Genomic DNA, 17,234 nt, shown 5'->3' with positions numbered 1-17,234 from the left:
GATGTAAATTGATGGTCGAACCGGAGTATGGGAAACATCGGTGAAACGCCGGTTCGGTCGATGGACTACGTCCGGCGCGTGCTGGCGTTCACGGTGACGAGCGTCCTCTGTGCCGTCATCCTCGTCGCTGGCGCGGCAGGACTTCCTGTCCCGCAAGTCGTCGGGGAGGTCATGCTCTCTGTCGCAATCGGTGGCGTCGGTCTCGGAATACTGGGCTTCGGACGCCTCCGCAACACGCTCGACTACGAGGGGATCGAGAACATGGAGGACGCATCGCTCCCGCTGCAGTTGCTCCTCTCTGTGATCGCCATCGTGTGGTTGTGGACCTGGGGCGACCTGCTGGGCCTCGCGTGCTACGTCCTCGGCGGGCTCCTCGTCTTCGTCTCCGTCGCGTCGACCATCGGCGTGATAGTCGGTTGACCGCCGCGTCGGCCGGCCCGCACCGCCGTCTCAGACGTGCTCGTCGAGGAACTCCGCGACCGCGGTGTGGGCCTCGACCTTGTTCTCCAGCTTCGTCAGTCCGTGGCCCTCGTCCTCGAAGACGAGCTCGCGGACGGTGACGCCCTGCTCGCGGGCGCTCTCGACGATCTGGTGGGCCTCCCCCACTGGCACGCGCGGGTCGTTCTCGCCGTGGATGACGAACAGCGGCGACCGGATGGCGTCGACGTTCTCCGTCGGCGAGATGGACTGCAGGAACTCGCGGTCGTCCTCCAGCGAGCCGTACTCCGCCTCGCGGAGCGTGCGCCGCCACTCGCCGGTGTTCTCGAGGAACGTGACGAAGTTGGCGATGCCGACGATGTCGACGCCGGCGGCCCATCGCTCGGGGTACTCGATGAGGCTCGCGAGCACCATGAACCCGCCGTAGGAGCCGCCCATGGCGACGAGGCGGTCCGAGTCCACGGCGTCCTGGGTGTCCAGCCAGTCGAGGCAGGCCTCGATGTCGGCGACGGAGTCCATGCGGTTGCGCACGTCGTCGAGGTGGCTGTACGCCTTCCCGTAGCCCGCAGAGCCGCGGACGTTCGGCTCGAAGTAGCCGTAGCCGCGGTTCAGGTAGTACTGCTTGACGGGGTTGAACGACGGGCGCCGCTGGGCCTCGGGGCCGCCGTGGATGGAGACGATGACGGGGACCGGGTTATCGGCCGCGGCTCCGTCGGGGAGCGTGAGGAAGCCCGGCACCTCGAGGCCGTCGAAGCTCTCGACGTGGACGAGCTCGGGCTCGCGGAACGACGACTCGGGGATGCCGGCCGTCGCGGCGTAGGTCCAGCGCTCGGTCTCGCCGGTCTCGGTCTCGACGACGTAGACGTTGGTGTTCACCGCCGCGCCCGTCGCGGTGATGGCGAACCGGTCGGCGTCGGGGCCCCAGGAGACACCGCCGGCGATACCGCCGGGCAGGTCGGGCGACGGGAACTCGTCGATGCCGGTGGGGCCAGCCAGCTCGCCGACCGTCAGCTCGGTGTAGCCGTCGACGTTGCGCGAGTAGACCAGCCGGCCCGTCTCCTCGTCGAGAGCGACGCCGTCGATGCTCCAGTCGCCGCCGTCGACGACCGTCTCCAGCTCGCCGGTGTCGAGGTCGAGGCGGGCGAGGTACAGCGTGTCCGAATCGTCGTCGGTGCAGAGATAGAGCGCGTCGCCCTCGGGCCCCCACGACGCGCTGGTGTATCGGACGTTCCCCTCGTGGGGGGTGAGATAATCGAGTTCCCCGCTGTCGAGGTCCAGCACGTAGAGGTCCTGGTCGTAGTTCGAGTACGCCTGCGAGACGACGAGCCGGTCGTCGTCGGGGCTCCAGCCGCCGACGCTCAGCCAGCCGTCGCCCTCGTGGACGAGCGTCGCGTCGTTGCCCGTCTCGTCTCGCCCCTGCACGTAGATGTCGAACACGCGCTCGTCGCGGCGGTTCGACGCGAACGCGAACCGCTCGCCGTCGTGGCTCCAGCCGCCCCAGCGATGCTTCGCGTCGGGGTGTGCGGTCAGCGGAAGCTCCTCGCTGCCGTCGCCGCTGAGCCGGAAGAACTGCATGCGCTCGTTGCCGCCCTGGTCCATCCCGTAGACCAGCTCGTCGCGCTCGGGCGACCACGACGCGAAGCCGACGCGCTCGTCCTCGAACGTGCGCTGGTGGGGCCACTCGCCCGCCCCGTCGACCGACCAGACCTGCGGCGTGCCCGTCGTGTCCATGAGGAAGGAGACGCGCTCGCCCTCGGGCCCGAACGACGCCCCGTAGGCGCTCCGGACGTTGAGATAGCGCTCGATGTCGTATGGCATACGACGGACGTGGCGGCGACGGGGCTAATGGGTTCTGGTGGCGGAACGATGACGACGATTCCCGACCAGCCGACTGGCGCGCGGCTGGCGAGGCTGTGCGAGCGCAGCGAGCACGTCGAGCCATCCGCGCGAGGGATGAGCACCGGAGGGAGCGCTAGCGACTGAGGAGCGCAAGAGGTTGGGGAGGCGTGAGGTGCGGTGCGTCGCGGTGGGTGTCCCCGTGAGCGAGCCTGTGAGCGAACGGGGGCTCGTCGGAGCTTGCTCCGACGGTGGGACTGAAAGGGGCGAGGTTCTCGGCGAACCACGACGAAGCAAGCACTGCAACGGAGTGAAGCGCGCAGCGAGTCGCGGGAGCCGAGAACCTCGGGGCTTTCTGGCTGTTCTCGTCTCCAGCGATTCCCACGATAGAACCAGCGCCACAGCCGGAGTCGACCAGTTGGAACCCGAGAACCGATCGCCATCAAAATCGGCCGAACCCAAAAGACACTTTTGCGAGTCTGTAATTACATCTAATTACATGAGCGAGTTCCCGGAGTACCTCGACGTCGACTACACGGACGGCGAAGGCGAGACACCGGCAACCTACCCGTCCATCGAGCACAAGATCGAGAAGGCGCTCGAAGTGACCCAGAAGGGCCTCGAGCAGTACGAGAACCCGGCCGTGATGTGGACCGGTGGGAAGGACTCGACGCTCACCCTCTACTTCGTGAAGGAGGTCGCGGAGCGGTTCGACTACGAGCTGCCCACGACGGTGTTCATCGACCACTTCCAGCACTTCGACGAGCTGATGGAGTTCGTCGAGCACTGGGCCGACGAGTGGGACCTCGAGGTCGTCTACGCCCGGAACACCGACGTCGGCGACTACGTCGACGAGCACGGCCTCGAACCGGGCGACGACATCCCGGTCGACGCGCTGTCGGAGCACAACCAGCACCACATCCGGAACATCCTCGAGTACGAGGAGGACACGTTCCCGTTCCTGCTGGACACCTACGTCGGCAACCACCTGCTGAAGACGGTGGCGCTGAACGACACGCTCGAATCGGAGGACATCGACGGCATCATCTCGGGCATCCGGTGGGACGAGCAGGAGGCCCGCGCCGACGAGACGTTCTTCAGCCCGCGCCACGACCCCGACATCTACCCGCCCCACGACCGCATCCAGCCCATCCTCCAGTTCGCCGAGGCCGACGTCTGGGAGGCGTTCTGGCACTTCGTCGTGCCCGAGACCGTCGAGGACTACCCCGACGAGGGCTACGTCCCGCAGGACTACGACGACCTGCCGAACGGGCTGACCCACGAGGACATCCCGGTCTCGCCGAAGTACTTCGAGGGCTTCCGCTCGCTGGGGTCGGAGGTCTCCACGGAGAAGGCCGAACAGGAGCCCGCCTGGCTGCAGGACCTCGAGAACACGACCGAGCGCGCCGGCCGCGCCCAGGACAAGGAGGACCTGATGGAGCGCCTGCGCGACCTCGGCTACATGTAGCGCCGCTCGACCGACGAGCCACCTCTAGAACCGACCCACTTCTCGCTATCACTCCCACGAGCAGATGCGGGTGTAGTAGTTGAACATGTCCGCGTACGTCGGCTCCGCCGTCGACACCGTCTCGCGGGCGGCCGGGTCGTCGACGGTGCGCCGGGCGAGCTCCGCGCTCGCGCCCTCCGCGAGGAAGCCGCGGCGCTCCTGGCCGTCCTCGAACAGCCGGCCGTCGCGGGCGAACTCGGCGACGTCGCCGACGAGGCGGCGGCCGTCCACCCGGAGCACGGGCGGCACCTCCGCGAGCAGGGCCTCCGGGTCGCCGTCGGCGATGCAGCGGCCGTGCTGGACGAACGCGACGTGGCTGGCGATGTGGGCGTCCATCGGCTCGTGACTGGTGAGCACGACGGTCTTCCCCCGGTCGACCAGCTCGCGCAGGTGCGCGTGGAACCGGTCGATGGTCGTCATGTCGAGCTCGGCGGTCGGCTCGTCGAGCAGGTACAGCGGGACGTCGACGCTGAGCGTCACCGCGAGCTCGAGCTTGCGTGTCATCCCGCCGGAGTACTCGTGGACGGGCTGGTCGAGCGCCTCGCGATCGAGGTCGAGCCAGTCGACGATGTCGCGCCAGTCGTCGGTCGACCCCGGGTGCAGGTCCGCATAGAACTCCAGGTTCTCGCGGCCGGTCAGGTCCGGCAGCGCGAGCCCGCCCTGTATCATGAAGTTCAGCCGCGAGCGTGCGGCCTTCGGCTCGCCGCCGAACACCTCGATGTCGCCGTCGGTCGGGCTGAGCGCACCACAGAGACACGACAGCAGGATGGTCTTGCCCGCGCCGTTGGGGCCCATCAGCAGGGTGATCTCGTTCTCGGGCACCTGCAGGTCGACGCCGTCCAGCACGGTCTCGCCGTCGAACTCCTTGCGGACGTTCCGGGCGTCGACGACGGGGCCGTTACTCACCGGCGTCACCCCCGTACACCGAGCGGCGCATGGTGAGGACGGCGACGCACCACAGCACGACCGCGAACCCGAGCAGCAGCGCGAGGAACCGGGGATCGCCGGGCAGCGCCGGTGAGACCAGCCCCGCCTGCTCGGCGGCCTGCCCGCGGACATCGGTCAGGTGGTAGATCTGCATCCGGGCGGCCAGCGAGTTCGGCACGAGGTTGACGTACTCGCGCATCGGCGACATCGCGGCCTGGATGCCGTTGTAGCCCGTCGAGAAGAACAGGATGAGCAGCGTCGTGTTCGTGACGATGGTGAGGTACTCGCCTTTCTCCACGACCGTCGAGAACACGACCGCGGTCGACATCCCGACGATGCAGAACAGCAGCAGGCTCACCAGCACGACCACGACGGAGAGCCATCCGTCGGCGAGCGCGAAGCTCGCGCCGTCGAGGTAGCCGACGCCGACGACGGTCCAGAACGACGCCAGCGCGAGCACGAACCCGGCGAGGAACCGCCCGGTGAGGTCCGCCGAGGGGGCGATGGGCAGCGAGCGCAGCTTCCGGTAGCGCTTGGCCTCCAGGTCGTCCGTGAAGTTCTGCGCGAACGCGACGAGCGTGACGGTGAACGCGCCGAACAGCCCGAACGAGATGGCGTTCGTCGCCCGGATGTCGGCCATCACGGCCGCCAGCTGGTCCGCCGGGACGCCCCGTGGCTCGCTGATGAACACCACCATCGTCAGGAAGTACCAGAACACCGGCCAGAGGATGGCCCAGAACAGGGCCACCCGGCTCCGGGCGAGCTCCCGGAGCGACCGCCGTGCGAAGCTCTTCGTCTGCCTGTACCACGGGACGACGGCCGTGCCGCAGTCTCCCGTCTCCGTCGTCGTACCCGTGCGTTCTGAGTGGTCGGTTGCCATGGTCGGTTGTCAGTCGGTTGTCGGTCGAGACGCGGGCCGCCAGTCCTCGCGCGGGTCGTCGGTCGTCGGTCCGCTGTCGGTCATCGCTCCAGCCCCCGTTCGAGGTAGCCGAGCGCGAGCGGCCACGAGGACCGCGCCGCCTCGGCGTTGGCCTTCGGCGTGCCGCCGCCGGTGAGCGGCAGGCCGGGGACGATGTCGCCCACGTCGTGGATCGTCACGTCGTTCGGGATGGTGACGACGTGGCCGGCGCCCTCGTAGCACCGGTGCTCGTGGGCGTACTCGAAGTCGTGGGCGTCGAGCCGGGCGTCGAGCTCGCGGCCGAACCGGGCCGACGGCCAGAGCCGGTCGTCGGTCCCCGAGATGACGAGCACCGGGCCGGCGATGCGCTCGACGGGGATGCGGGCCCGTTCGACCCGCTCGTCGTCGGCCTGCTCGAGGCTGCGCTCGTAGATGGGCGCCAGCTGCAGCTCGCTCCGGCTGACGTAGCGCCCGAGGGCGCCGGGGACGAACGCCTTGCCGAACGTGTACGGGACGTACGGCACCGGCGTCCCACCGCTGGCCCACGGCGAGCCGACGCTCCCCCAGCCGTCGGGGATGCCCTGGAAGACGACGCTGCTCGGCGCGTAGGCGACGACCGCACCGACCTCCGGGTTCTGCGCGGCGAGCAGCAGCCCGGCGTTGGCGCCGCGGGACCAGCCGACGCAGCCGAACGGCGGCGGCCGGACCGCGTCCTGGTTGGACAGCCAGTCGAGCGCGCCCTCGAAGTACTCCATGCGGATCTCCTCCAGCGCGTTCGGCCGACCGTCGACCTCGACGCCGCAGTACGCCAGCGCGAGCACGGCGTAGCCCTCGCCGGCGAGCACCGTCGCGACGCGCCACGGTGGGTCGCCGCCGCCGCCGGCGAGCAGCAGCACGCCCGGATGCGGGCCGTCGCCGGCGGGCTCGTAGAACCGGCCGACGATGCCGCGGTCGTCCACGTGCCGGATGTCGACGCCGTCGCCGGCGAGCACGCGCTCGAACGTCGTCGCCGCGACCTCGCGGCCGTCGACGGTCGCAGACAGCTCGACCACCGTCGAGGTGATGTCGTCCTCGTCGGCGACGAGCTGGCGGCGTTCGTCGAACTCCATCGCCCAGAACAGCCCCATCGGGTCGACGCCGTCGTACGGGCCGTCGACCGGCGCCTGCTCGGCGAGGTCGACCACGCCTGCGGCGTCGGCCTCGAACGTCGCCTCGGCGGCGAGCACCCCGTTCCGGTCGGGCATCCGCGCCGCGACCCGGACCTGCTCGCCAGGGGGCAGCCCGTCGAGTCGGATCTCGACGCGCTCCGTGAACCGCGGACGCTCGGGGGTGACGGTGACCGACGGGTCGGTCACGCGGGGACACCTCCAGCGGCGCCGGCTTCCAACACAGTAATACCGGCTCGGTGGGTTACGTCCGGAACGATGCGAAGGGGACGGCCCGTCGACGACGGACCCACACACCGAGGTGGTGGCCCGCGATGAGCACCGTCTGGGTCGTCGCCGCCCTCTCCTACGTGATCGTCGTGCCGCTCTCGTTCCTCGTCGTCGTCGCCGGCGGGAGCCGGGTCGGCTACGACCACCGGCGCGAGCACGACCGCTGGCTCTACGCCGGCTTCTCGGCCCTGTTCGCGGCCGTCCTCGTCGGCGTCGGTCCCGTCTCGCCGACGCTGGCGTTCGACCCGCGCTGGCTCGTCGCGCTGCCCGCGGGTGCGGCGCTGTACGGCGTCGACACCACCCTCTGGAAGCGGTGGACCGGTGCCCGCATCGAGCGCGGGACCGGCGAGTTCGTCTGGACCGTCCCGATGCTGCTCTCGGTCGTGCCCGAGGAGCTGGTGTTCCGCACGGGGCTCGCACCGCTCGTCGACAGCCTCGGCGCACCCGCGTTCGTCGCCGTCTCGGCGGTCGCGTTCGGGCTGGCCCACGTCGCCAACGGTCGCCACGAGGTCGCGTTCAAGAGCTGGAACGGCGTCGTATACGCCCTCGCGTTCCTCGCCACGGGGTCGGTCGTCGTGCCGGTGCTGGCTCACGTCGGGTACAACCTCGTTGCGGTGTGGGTCATCTCGCTCACGGGAACGGATGCGGCTTCTCGGTGAGTTCGTCCCCGTCGAACGCCGGGTGGTTCTCGGGGAGTGCGAACGGCAGCGTCAGCGGCACGAGCTCCGGGACGACGACGCGGGTGACCGAGAGCCCGGCGGCCGCGACGTCACGCGTCGTCAGGTCGAACGCGATGGGCGTACAGCCGGCGGCGGCGAGCGCGTCGAGACAGTGCTCGAGTGCGCGCTGGGTCGACCAGTCGGCCCGGTCCGGGAACGTCTCCGCGTCCGCGGTCCGTGGCTCGCGCTCGAACAGCATCGACAGCTCGTCGAACTGCTCGGGGAACGTGTAGTGGAGCACGTTCGCGTCGAAGTTGTCCTCGGGGTCGGCCGGGTCGAGGTCGTCGACGTCGTACTCGATGGCGAGCTCGGCGGCGTACGGCCAGCTCTGGATGCATTCGACGAGCGAGTCACAGATCGCCGCGACGGGGTCCACGTCCGTCGCCCCGCCCAGCAGGAACTTCGGGCGCTCGTCGCGGTCGTTGACGATGGCCGCCCCGACCGTCGGCAGGTCGACCGGCGAGTCGTACGCGAACACGTGCGCCGACAGGGTGCGCGGGAGCCGCTCCGCGACGAACTCGCTGACCGCCGGGATGCTGTCGGCGTCGTACCGCGTCGGCGGCTCCTGGCGCCCCCACGACCGCATGAACGCGTCGCGCTCGACCAGCTCGTACAGCGAGCCGAGCAGCGCCGACGCGCGGTCGGGGCCGGCCGCACAACCGTTCGAGGTGCCAAGCACCCGGGTCGGCGTCTCGCCGAGCGAGCCGACGTCCGCCCAGACGAGGTCCGCCGGGACCGCCACCGGCTCGCCGGTCAGCAGGTTCGTGCCGGTCGTCCACGGCAGCTCCACCTCGCGCGAGAGGGGCGCGAGCCGCTGTTCGTACACCGCCTCGCCCCAGATGTCGAGATGGTCGTAGTCGACGACCGCGCGCTCTTCCGCCAGCTCGTCGTACGAGGCGACCGTGAGGTCGTCAAGCGCTGGCGGGAAGCAGAGGCAGTACCGTTCGACGGTCTCGCCGAGCGCGCTCATGAACGAGCCGTCGAGCGTCTCGGCCTTCCCGCCGAGCGAGAGGTCGAGCTGCCCGTCGGCGTCCGCGAGGTAGCCCACGTCGCAGGTGTCGGGCGTACAGAGCATCGCCTGTGGCTCGTCGCGCGACTGCAGCATGAGGTGCAGCGAGCGGACGAGTCCGGTCCGTCGGCCCAGCAGTCGGCCCGCGCTCGCATCGATGGGCGTGTCGTGGACCTGGACCTCCACGTCAGTCACCTCCCCCGATGCGGTCGGCGTGGACCACGTCCTCCAGCCCGACGAACTGGGCGTTCCCGTGGCCCGAATCGACGCCGCAGGTCGGACAGCGCGGCAGCTTGAGCACGTCCTCGTTCGCGACGCTGCAGTCGAGCGAGTTCATCGTGACGACCGACCCGGCGGTGAAGCCGACGCCGAACGCGAGCAGGTGGAGCACGTCGAGCGCGAGGTAGCCCGCCACCGCGCGCCGGAACATCGGGAGCGACTGCGTGGCGAGGTGGTCGTCGGCCGCCATCGCGTCGCGGTAGCCGACGTACCCCTCGCGGTTGGAGACGTTCGCCAGCGTCCGGCGCTCGAAGCACTCGTAGCAGGCCGTCTCCCCGGGGAAGACGGCCGGACCGACGATGCCGTCGAAGCCGAGCACCTGGCCGAGCACCCACGGCGTGTCCGTCTCGTGTGCGATGCCGTTCAGGTCGGAGAGGAGCATCGGCCGGGGGCGCTCCCCGGTGTAGACGACGAGATCGGCCGCGGTGACCACCTCGCGGAGGTCCTCCCGGGGGAACGACTCGAAACGCTCCTCGCCGGCGACGCGTGCGAACGCGTCTCCGGGGTCCGCGACCGGGACGACGCCGACCTCGCCGACGCCGAGCTCCAGGAGGTCCTCGACGACGTGGCGGGCCATCCCGGCGTCGCCGACGACGGCGACCGTCTTCGCGTCGACGCGGTCGCGCTCCAGCTGGCGGAACTGGTGCCGCATCGCCAGGTGCGGGTGGAGCTCGTCGTCGACCGCGCCCGCGTCGTGGACCACGTCGTTCGCCGCGAGCTGGGCGAGTGCGTCGAGCACCTCCTCGCGGGCGTCCTCGTCGAACACCTCGATGAGCTCCTCGACGTGCGTCTCGCCGTCGATGCGGTCGACGAGCCGTGTGATGGCCGCGTCCTCGTCGGTGTCACGGACCGTGATGATGGGTCCGCTCCACGGCCCGGCGCGGACGTGGATGGTGTTCTCGTCGACCTGTGCGGGGACGACGGTCGGGTTGAACGCCGGGTACTCGATGGCCAGTGCCTCGTGTTCGGAGCTGTCGTCTGTCATGTGTCCTCACCTGTCCGGCCGACGGAGATCGTGTACACCGCCGCCTCGTTCACGCCGTCGACGCCGAGATAGTCGTTGAGTACGTCGTCGTAGAACGCCGCGAGCGGGACCGACGCCAGTCCCATCGCCCCCGCGGCGAGCTGGAGGTTCTGTGCGAGATGTCCGGACTCCTGCAGAACGAACCGATAGCCACGCGGCCCGTACTTCGCCATCGCCCGCCAGAGCGAGCCCGTCAGGAACACGGTGATGGCGGCCTCGGTCGGGTCGTGGACGTCCTCGGGTATCGAGATGCTGTCCGTGACCGCGTCGACCACGTCCGGCTCCCGGTCGAGCACCCGCACCGCGTGCTCCTCGGGGACGTAGTAGTAGAGCCCCTTCGCGAGGTCGGCGCTCTCGTTGACGACGGCGAAGTACACCTCGACCGGGTAGAGCCCGCCCGCGGAGGCGTAGGACCGGAACTGCTTCTCCACGTCGTCAGCGTCGTCCGTCTCAGCGAGCACCTGCTTGCCGGTGACCCCGCAGGCGTGCTGGAGCAGCGTCGAGAGCTCCTGGACCGTGACGCCCTCGCCCGCCATCTCCCGCCGACTCCGCCGTGTGACCACGACGGTGTCGAACCGGTCGTCCAGCCCCTCCGTCGGGGGGAGCTCGACGAGCTCGGCGTCCCCGTGGTCCGGCTGGAGCCGGGCCTGTGCGTACGAGAGCGACGGGTCCGCCGTGAACAGCCCGGCGGCCGGCCCCAGCGAGAACTCCGAGACGGTGGTGAGCTTCGTGTTCTCGTGGAAGCGCTCGGCGACGGAGCCCTCGTCGAACTCCTTGTGGGTGTACTCGGTGAAGTACGACTCGCCGAGCCGTGTGCTCGTCGGGTCGAACTCCTGGCTTCGCAGCTGTCGTAGCCGGTTCAGGTTCACGTTCATTGCCTGTCGTCGGGTCGATGGTCGCGCCGGTGGTCGGGTCAGTCGGCGGTGAAGGAAGCCGCCATCGCCGCTATCGACCGCGAGCGGGCGGTGGCGTCCGTGGTCGTCGGCCGGTTCGTCCGTGCAGTCCCCCGCCCCCACCGCGTCGGCGGCGGCCGGGGCACTGCGTCGTTACCCGTTGTGGTGGCAGCAGCACGTGCTGCACGTACAGGTGCTGCACGAGGAGCCGCCGTCGACGGGCACTGTTCGTTCGGTCGTGGAGTCGTTGGTTATCTCCAGCTTCATACCTCGACTCCACAGACTCACAGGGTTTCAGTTAAATATTGTGGCTAGAGAATTCTAGTTAAAGACGTTGAACCGAAATACTATTTAATAAAGTCCCGAATTCAAGTTCGGATTCGCACTCCAGGTCGCTGTTGTGCCTCGATTCCACCCAGTGATTTAAATGGTAATAACCATATACATTTCAACCCCGGCTCTAGACAGTTCGTGTCCACCGTGGGACCGGGGGAGATGCCGTGACGACGCTCGTGCGACGGCGACGCACGGCCAGGGTACGGTTAATCCGACCCGAGACCAGCACCGTATATGGTACCGAACCGCACGCGACGGAGCGTGCTCGCCGGCACCGGCGCGGGCCTCGCCGCACTGGCGGGCTGTCTCGACGCCCGGTCGGGTGGCGGGGACGGTGCCGGCTCGCCGGCCGGCCGGTCGTCGGCGACGACCGGTCCCCAGGCCGCCGACACCGCCGGCCCGCTCCCGCTCGCGAGCGAGTCCCTCGTCGTCGAGGAGTCGTTCGCCCAGCTGCGGGACTGGGTGCGCTCCGGCGGCCCGCCCAAGGACGGCATCCCCTCCATCGACGACCCCTCGTTCGAACCCGTCGACGACGTGGGCGACCGCATCGCAGACGGCGACCCCGTCTTCGCCGTCGTCGTGGACGACGACGCCCGCGCCTACCCGCAGTCCATCCTCGTCTGGCACGAGATCGTCAACGACACCGTCGGCGGCGAGCCCGTCGCGGTCACGTACTGCCCACTGACCGGGACCGCCATCGGCTACCGCCGCGGCGGCGTCGAGTTCGGCGTCTCGGGCGACCTGCTCAACTCGAACCTCGTGATGTACGACCGCGGGACCGACAGCAGGTGGCCCCAGGTGCTCGGGACCGCCATCCAGGGCGAACACGAGGGCCGTAGCCTCCAGCACGTCCCCGTTCGGTGGACGACGTGGGAGCGCTTCCGCGACGCCCACCCCGACGGCCGGGTGCTCACGCGCGACACAGGCTACGTCCGTGACTACGAACGAGACCCGTACGGCTCCTACAATCCACGCGGTGGGTACTACGCCCGGGAGAGCACCCTGTTCGACCCCCAGATCGAGGACGACCGGCACCCCGCGAAGGACGTCTTCCACGGGGCCCGAACGTCGTCCGGGGCCGTCGCGGTCCACGAACGACGCCTCCGAGCGGACCGCGTCGTCACCGGTACGGCGGGCGACGTTCCGGTCGTCTTCGTCCACGACGCGACGCTCGACACGGGCCACGGCTACCGACTCCCATCGGCCGACGCACCCGCACCGACCCCCGTCGACGGCGGCTACCGGTTCGACGGCGAGACGGTCGCGGCCGACGAGCTCCCTCTCGACCCGGTGCCGTCGTTCGACGCGATGTGGTTCGCGTGGTTCGCGTTCTACCCCTCCACGGAGGTCCATGCCTGACCGTCTCCGGCGGACCGGACGCTCGCTGGCCCTGCTCGTCCGCCGCCGCGACGCGCTCGCCGTCGCCTCCCTCCTCGCGGTCGCCTACCTCGTGGTCTACCTCGTCGCGGTCGGCGACCTGACGGTCCGGTCGGGACTGCCGGTCGAGGTCGTCACCGTCGTTGCCGACCCGCTCTCGCGGATGCTCGAACGGACCGGCCCGTTCGCCTGGGAGCCCGTCGCGCTGGTCGACCTCGGCGTCGCCCGCTGGCTGGTGTCCCCACTCAACGTCGCGGTCGGTTCGGTGCTCGCACTCCTCGTCGGCGCGAACGTCGGCGTCACCTACCTCGCGTGGCGTCACCCGCAGGCCTGCGGGGTTGAACGGTCCCGTGGGGGCGGCAGCGGCGTCCTCGCTGCCGTTCCAGCGTTGCTCTCCGGGTCGGCCTGCTGCGGCCCGACCGTGCTGCTCGCAGTCGGTGTCTCCGCCTCCGGCACGCTGCTGACCGTGTTCGAGTGGCTCCTCCCACTGGGGGTCCTGCTGCTGGTCGCGAGTCTACTGTACACCGGCGGCGGGCTTGAGCCGGCCACCGGCGGGGGCGACGGGGTAGGGACCTGAGCGTCCGCCCCTACCAGTCGAGGCTGCCGCCGCTCTGGTACTCCGTCACCTGCGTCTCGAAGAAGTTCTTCTCCCTGTTGAGGTCCACCTGCTCCGACAGCCACGGGAACGGGTTCTCGGTGCCGTACTGCTCGGGGAGATCGAGCTGGCCGAGCCGGCGGTCCGCGACGTGTTCGACGTACTCGGCGAACTGCGCGGGCCCCATGCCCAGTATCTCGTCGGGGCAGGCCTCGCGGGCGTAGATCTGCTCCAGCTCGACGGCCGTGGTGATCAGGTCGACCACCTCGTCGGCGAACTCGTCCGTCCAGACGCCCGGGTGCTCCGTTCGAATCTGCTGGATCAGGTCGACGCCGAAGCCGACGTGCAGCGACTCGTCGCGCATGATGTACTCGAACTGCTGGCCGATACCGACCATCTTCCCCTGCCGTCTCAGCCCGAGCATCATGGCGAAGCCGGCGTAGAAGAAGATGCCCTCCATGACGACGTAGAAGCCGACGAGGTCGCGGAGCAGCGCACGCACGTCGGCCTCGTCCTCGATGGTGAAGCCGGGCTCGTCGAGCACCTGCGTGAGGTCGACGACGAACTCGTCCTTCTCGCGGATCGAGGGCACCCGGTCGTACATCCCGTAGAGGTAGTCCGGGTCGAAGCCGAGCGTGTCACAGCAGTAGATGAACGTGTCCGTGTGGATGGCCTCCTCGTACGCCTGTCGGAGCAGGTACTGGCGGCACTCCGGCGCGGTGACGTACTCGTACAGCGCGAGCACGATGTTGTTCGCGGTCAGGGACTCGGCCGTCGAGAAGAAGCCGAGGTTCCACTCGACGAGCTGTCGCTCGGCGTCGGTGAGCGCGTCGCCGTTCCACTGGGAGACGTCCTCCTGCATCGGAATCTCGTTCGGCACCCAGTTGTTGGCGACGCCCGCGGTGTAGTACTCGCGTGCCCAGTCGTAGTCGATCGGCAGTATCTTGTTCGGGTCGTGTTCGGCGTCGGTGTCGATGAGTGGCATTGTATCACTGGCAGGCGTCGCAGGTCGGGTCCTCGACGCGACATAGTTCGCCGTCGTCGTCCCGGGCGGTGTCGTCGGCCACGTCGCGGCCGCCGTCGGCGGCGGTGTCGTCCCCGGGGCCGCGGTCGCCCGGGCCGCCGTCCCGGTGCTGCGTGCGGCCGTACTCGCTCATGTCGAGCGTCGACTTCTCTATCTGGGAGGCGCCGAGGGTGCGCAGGTAGTACGTCGTCTTCAGGCCGAGCTCCCAGGCCGTCCGGTAGACCTCCCCCAGCAACGAGCCGTCGGTCGAGGGGAAGAACACGTTGTGGGAGATGGACTGGTCGATCCACGTCTGGCGATGGGCGGTGAGCCGGAGCTGGTGACGGGGGTCGATCTCGAACGCGCCGCGGTACAGCTCGCGGGTCTCGGCGGGGATCTCCGGTATCTCCTGGATGGAGCCGTCGTGGAACTTGATGCGATCGACCAGCTCGTCGTCCCAGAGCCCGAGGTCCTTCAGGTCGGCGACGAGCCGGTCGTTGAGGACGGTGAAGTCGCCGGACATGTTGGACTTGACGTAGAGGTTCGAGTAGATGGGCTCGATGGAGGCCGTCGTCCCGTTGATCGTCGAGATCGTCGCTGTCGGCGCGATGGCCATCGTGTTCGAGTTGCGCATCCCGTGTTCGGCGACGTGCTCGCGGACGACCGCCCAGTCCAGCGTCTCCTCGCGGTCGGTCGGTATCTCGCGGCCGCGCTCGTCTTCGAGCAGGTCGACGGTGTCCTGGGGCAGCAGCCCGCGGTCCCACTTCGACCCCTCGTAGCTCGGGTACGCGCCGCGCTCTCTCGCCAGCCGGGAGCTGTTCAGGATGGCGTGGTACGAGACGAACTCCTGCCAGCGGTTCGCCAGCTCCACCGCCTTCTCGCCGCCCATCGGAACCGCCAGTTGCATGAGCGCGTCGTGAAAGCCCATCACTCCGAGGCCGACCGGGCGGTGCTGCATGTTCGAGTGCTCGGCCTCGTCGGTCGGGTAGAAGCACAGATCGACGACGTCGTCGAGCATCCGCATGGCCGTCTCGATGGTGTCGGCGAGTCGGTCCCGGTTCAGCTCGCCGTCCTCGACGTGCGTCGCGAGGTTCACCGAGCCGAGGTTGCAGACGGCGTGCTCGTCCTCGCTCGTGTTCAGGGTGATCTCGGTGCAGAGGTTCGAGGAATGGACGGTGCCGACGTGGGCCTGCGGCGACCGGACGTTGCACGGGTCCTTGAACGTCAGCCACGGGTGACCGGTCTCGAACAGCCGGGTGAGCATCGTCCGCCACAGCTCCGTGGCGTCGACGCGCTCGAACTGCCGGAGCTCGCCCGCGTCGGCGGCGGCCTCGTACTCGCGGTACTGCTCGGCGAAGGCCTCGCCGTACAGCCCGTGCAGTTCCGGGACCTCGTCGGGGCTGAACAGCGTCCACTGCCCGTCCGCCTCGACGCGCTCCATGAACAGGTCCGGAATCCACGCCGCGGTGTTCATGTCGTGGGTGCGGCGGCGCTCGTCGCCCGTGTTCCGCCGGAGGTCACAGAACGCCGGGAAGTCGAGGTGCCAGCACTCGAGGTAGGCACACGCCGCGCCGCGGCGCTTCCCGGAGCGGTTGATGGCCACCGTCACGTCGTTCGAGATCTTCAGGAAGGGGACGGTGCCGGTGGATTCGACGCCCGTACTCTCGATGAGCGCGCCAGCCGACCGGAGGTTCGTCCAGTCGTTGCCGAGGCCGCCGCTCCACTTCGAGAGCTGGGCGTGGTGCTTGTAGGAGTCGAAGATGTGCTCGAGGTCGTCCTGCACGGTCGTCAGGTAGCACGAGGAGAGCTGCGGGTGGGTCGTCCCGCTGTGGAACAGGGTCGGAGAGGAGGGCGTGAACTCGAGCTTCGAGAGCACGTCGTAGAACTCGACGGCGCGGGACTGCGGGGCGTCCTCCTCGACGGCCAGCCCCATCGCGACGCGCATCCAGAACGCCTGCGGGAGTTCGAGGTGCTCCCCGCCCTCCTCGGTCCTGAGGAAGTAGCGCTGCGCGAGCGTCTCCATCGCCATGTACTCGAACAGCTCGTCGCGCTCGATGACCAGTTCGTCCGCCAGCGCGTCGAGGTCGAACCGCTGGACGAGCCGCTCGTCGAGCAGGTCGAGTTCGACGCCCCGCTGGACGTTCTCCACGAAGGTCCGTCGGTAGGCCCGGTCGAGGTCCTCGCCGGTCTCGTCCGACCCGACGAGCGTCCGGTAGTACCGCTGCCGGAACACGTCCGCGGCGATCCGTTTGAGCGCCGGTTCGCGCTCGATGCGTGCCGTCAGCGACTGTATGGTCGCCTCGTACACCTCCTCGCGGTCGGCCCCGTCGTACAGGTTGCGCTCGATCTCGTCGACGAGCGTCTCGACGGTCTCGTCGGTCGGTAGCTGTGCATCGTCTCGGGCCCGGTCGAGGATGGACCGGACCGTCGTCGTCCGTCTGGATTGCTGACTCATTGTTCGAACTCCGTCTGCTCGCGTGACTGCCCACCCTCGTCGCGCTCGTCCACCGCGTCGAGCGCCCGTCGGAACGCCGCCGGGTCGGAGAACGCCCGATACACCGAGACGAACCGAACGTAGGCGATCCGGTCGAGCGACCGCAGTCGGTCGGAGACCAGCGCGCCGACCCGCTCGGCGGTGACGACCCGGCCGTCGTCGTCCAGCAGGGTCGCCTCCACGTCGTCGACCAGCGTCGCCACGTCGTCTGCGTCGACGGGACGCTTCTCGATGGCACGCTCGACGCCTGCCCGGAGCTTCTCGCGGTCGAACGGCTCGACGCGGCCGTCGCGCTTCTCGACGCGGAGCGAGTCCCACTCGGGCCGTTCGTAGGTCGTGAAGCGGAACGAGCACGCGGTACACTCCCGGCGGCGACGGACGGCGGTGCCGTCGGCACTCGTGCCGGTGTCGACCACGCGCGTCGGCTCGTCTCCGCAGTCTGGGCAGTCCATGGTTGTCACTA

The 17,234-nt window shown here is 69.2% G+C and carries 15 protein-coding genes; 5 read left to right on the top strand and 10 right to left on the bottom strand.

Annotated features, from left to right (window positions below; genetic code table 11):
* Positions 1-27: 27 nt before the first annotated feature.
* The gene (locus ACSG06_RS14175; protein WP_440990936.1) at positions 28-420 is read left to right on the top strand and encodes a hypothetical protein; all 393 of its coding nucleotides are present in this window, start codon (positions 28-30) and stop codon (positions 418-420) included.
* A gap of 30 nt (positions 421-450) precedes the next feature.
* Here ACSG06_RS14175 and ACSG06_RS14170 read toward each other — a convergent pair whose 3' ends face one another.
* Entirely contained in the window at positions 451-2,256 is a 1,806-nt protein-coding gene (locus ACSG06_RS14170) for a S9 family peptidase (protein ID WP_440990935.1), read from the bottom strand.
* A 517-nt stretch (positions 2,257-2,773) separates the two neighbouring features.
* On the opposite strand from ACSG06_RS14170, the gene ACSG06_RS14165 reads away from it, so the two are divergent.
* Positions 2,774-3,742, top strand: a complete 969-nt coding sequence (locus ACSG06_RS14165; RefSeq protein WP_440990934.1) for a phosphoadenosine phosphosulfate reductase family protein — start codon at positions 2,774-2,776, stop codon at positions 3,740-3,742.
* 48 nt (positions 3,743-3,790) lie between these two features.
* On the opposite strand, the gene ACSG06_RS14160 is transcribed toward ACSG06_RS14165, so the two are convergent.
* From ACSG06_RS14160 to ACSG06_RS14150, 3 genes are all read right to left on the bottom strand, one after another.
* Positions 3,791-4,687 carry an ABC transporter ATP-binding protein gene (locus ACSG06_RS14160; protein ID WP_440990933.1) on the bottom strand — a complete coding sequence of 299 codons (897 nt, stop codon included), beginning with the start codon at positions 4,685-4,687 and terminating at the stop codon, positions 3,791-3,793.
* A complete protein-coding gene (locus tag ACSG06_RS14155) occupies positions 4,680-5,588 on the bottom strand; it encodes an ABC transporter permease (RefSeq protein ID WP_440990932.1) in 909 nt (302 codons plus the stop codon). Before ACSG06_RS14155 ends, ACSG06_RS14160 begins: the two co-directional genes overlap by 8 nt.
* Before the next feature lie 80 nt (positions 5,589-5,668).
* The gene (locus ACSG06_RS14150; RefSeq protein ID WP_440990931.1) at positions 5,669-6,961 is read right to left on the bottom strand and encodes an acyl-CoA thioesterase/bile acid-CoA:amino acid N-acyltransferase family protein; all 1,293 of its coding nucleotides are present in this window, start codon (positions 6,959-6,961) and stop codon (positions 5,669-5,671) included.
* Between the two features lie 125 nt (positions 6,962-7,086).
* On the opposite strand from ACSG06_RS14150, the gene ACSG06_RS14145 reads away from it, so the two are divergent.
* A complete protein-coding gene (locus ACSG06_RS14145) occupies positions 7,087-7,701 on the top strand; it encodes a CPBP family intramembrane glutamic endopeptidase (RefSeq protein WP_440990930.1) in 615 nt (204 codons plus the stop codon).
* Here the strand turns inward: ACSG06_RS14145 and ACSG06_RS14140 are convergent.
* From ACSG06_RS14140 to ACSG06_RS14130, 3 genes are read right to left on the bottom strand one after another with little or no spacing between them, the layout of a single operon-like run.
* Complete coding sequence (locus tag ACSG06_RS14140; protein WP_440990929.1) at positions 7,673-8,956, bottom strand: YcaO-like family protein; 1,284 nt, start codon at positions 8,954-8,956, stop codon at positions 7,673-7,675. The genes ACSG06_RS14145 and ACSG06_RS14140 overlap by 29 nt on opposite strands.
* A 1-nt stretch (position 8,957) precedes the next feature.
* Positions 8,958-10,034: a TOMM precursor leader peptide-binding protein gene (locus tag ACSG06_RS14135; protein ID WP_440990928.1), complete on the bottom strand. Its 1,077-nt coding sequence runs from the start codon at positions 10,032-10,034 to the stop codon at positions 8,958-8,960.
* Entirely contained in the window at positions 10,031-10,948 is a 918-nt protein-coding gene (locus ACSG06_RS14130; RefSeq protein ID WP_440990927.1) for a SagB family peptide dehydrogenase, read from the bottom strand. Before ACSG06_RS14130 ends, ACSG06_RS14135 begins: the two co-directional genes overlap by 4 nt.
* A 588-nt stretch (positions 10,949-11,536) precedes the next feature.
* Between ACSG06_RS14130 and ACSG06_RS14125 the strand changes: the two genes are divergently transcribed.
* Both ACSG06_RS14125 and ACSG06_RS14120 read left to right on the top strand, forming a co-directional pair.
* Complete coding sequence (locus ACSG06_RS14125; protein WP_440990926.1) at positions 11,537-12,661, top strand: DUF3179 domain-containing protein; 1,125 nt, start codon at positions 11,537-11,539, stop codon at positions 12,659-12,661.
* Positions 12,654-13,256, top strand: a complete 603-nt coding sequence (locus ACSG06_RS14120; RefSeq protein WP_440990925.1) for a hypothetical protein — start codon at positions 12,654-12,656, stop codon at positions 13,254-13,256. The genes ACSG06_RS14125 and ACSG06_RS14120 overlap by 8 nt, the downstream gene beginning before the upstream one ends.
* 10 nt (positions 13,257-13,266) lie before the next feature.
* On the opposite strand, the gene ACSG06_RS14115 is transcribed toward ACSG06_RS14120, so the two are convergent.
* Genes ACSG06_RS14115 through nrdR form a run of 3 tightly spaced genes read right to left on the bottom strand, consistent with a single transcriptional unit; the run spans position 13,267 to position 17,223 of the window.
* A complete protein-coding gene (locus ACSG06_RS14115; protein WP_440990924.1) occupies positions 13,267-14,259 on the bottom strand; it encodes a ribonucleotide-diphosphate reductase subunit beta in 993 nt (330 codons plus the stop codon).
* 4 nt (positions 14,260-14,263) lie between these two features.
* Entirely contained in the window at positions 14,264-16,732 is a 2,469-nt protein-coding gene (locus tag ACSG06_RS14110) for a ribonucleoside-diphosphate reductase subunit alpha (RefSeq protein ID WP_440990923.1), read from the bottom strand.
* The gene (gene nrdR / locus ACSG06_RS14105; protein WP_440990922.1) at positions 16,729-17,223 is read right to left on the bottom strand and encodes a transcriptional regulator NrdR; all 495 of its coding nucleotides are present in this window, start codon (positions 17,221-17,223) and stop codon (positions 16,729-16,731) included. The genes ACSG06_RS14110 and nrdR overlap by 4 nt, the downstream gene beginning before the upstream one ends.
* Positions 17,224-17,234: the final 11 nt, after the last annotated feature.

It is taken from the genome of Haloarchaeobius baliensis, from assembly GCF_052060055.1.
Taxonomy (GTDB): Archaea; Halobacteriota; Halobacteria; order Halobacteriales; family Natrialbaceae; genus Haloarchaeobius; species Haloarchaeobius baliensis.
Note: the sequence above shows the minus strand (reverse complement) of the source record. Positions and strands in the feature narration are given on the sequence as shown.

Coding starts and splice junctions, on each gene's coding strand:
- ACSG06_RS14145 (WP_440990930.1), top strand. CDS start 7,087: ATGAGCACCGTCTGGGTCGTCGCCGCCCTCTCCTACGTGATCGTCGTG.
- ACSG06_RS14175 (WP_440990936.1), top strand. CDS start 28: ATGGGAAACATCGGTGAAACGCCGGTTCGGTCGATGGACTACGTCCGG.
- ACSG06_RS14120 (WP_440990925.1), top strand. CDS start 12,654: ATGCCTGACCGTCTCCGGCGGACCGGACGCTCGCTGGCCCTGCTCGTC.
- ACSG06_RS14125 (WP_440990926.1), top strand. CDS start 11,537: ATGGTACCGAACCGCACGCGACGGAGCGTGCTCGCCGGCACCGGCGCG.
- nrdR (WP_440990922.1), bottom strand. CDS start 17,223: ATGGACTGCCCAGACTGCGGAGACGAGCCGACGCGCGTGGTCGACACC.
- ACSG06_RS14155 (WP_440990932.1), bottom strand. CDS start 5,588: ATGGCAACCGACCACTCAGAACGCACGGGTACGACGACGGAGACGGGA.
- ACSG06_RS14130 (WP_440990927.1), bottom strand. CDS start 10,948: ATGAACGTGAACCTGAACCGGCTACGACAGCTGCGAAGCCAGGAGTTC.
- ACSG06_RS14115 (WP_440990924.1), bottom strand. CDS start 14,259: ATGCCACTCATCGACACCGACGCCGAACACGACCCGAACAAGATACTG.
- ACSG06_RS14110 (WP_440990923.1), bottom strand. CDS start 16,732: ATGAGTCAGCAATCCAGACGGACGACGACGGTCCGGTCCATCCTCGAC.
- ACSG06_RS14165 (WP_440990934.1), top strand. CDS start 2,774: ATGAGCGAGTTCCCGGAGTACCTCGACGTCGACTACACGGACGGCGAA.
- ACSG06_RS14135 (WP_440990928.1), bottom strand. CDS start 10,034: ATGACAGACGACAGCTCCGAACACGAGGCACTGGCCATCGAGTACCCG.
- ACSG06_RS14170 (WP_440990935.1), bottom strand. CDS start 2,256: ATGCCATACGACATCGAGCGCTATCTCAACGTCCGGAGCGCCTACGGG.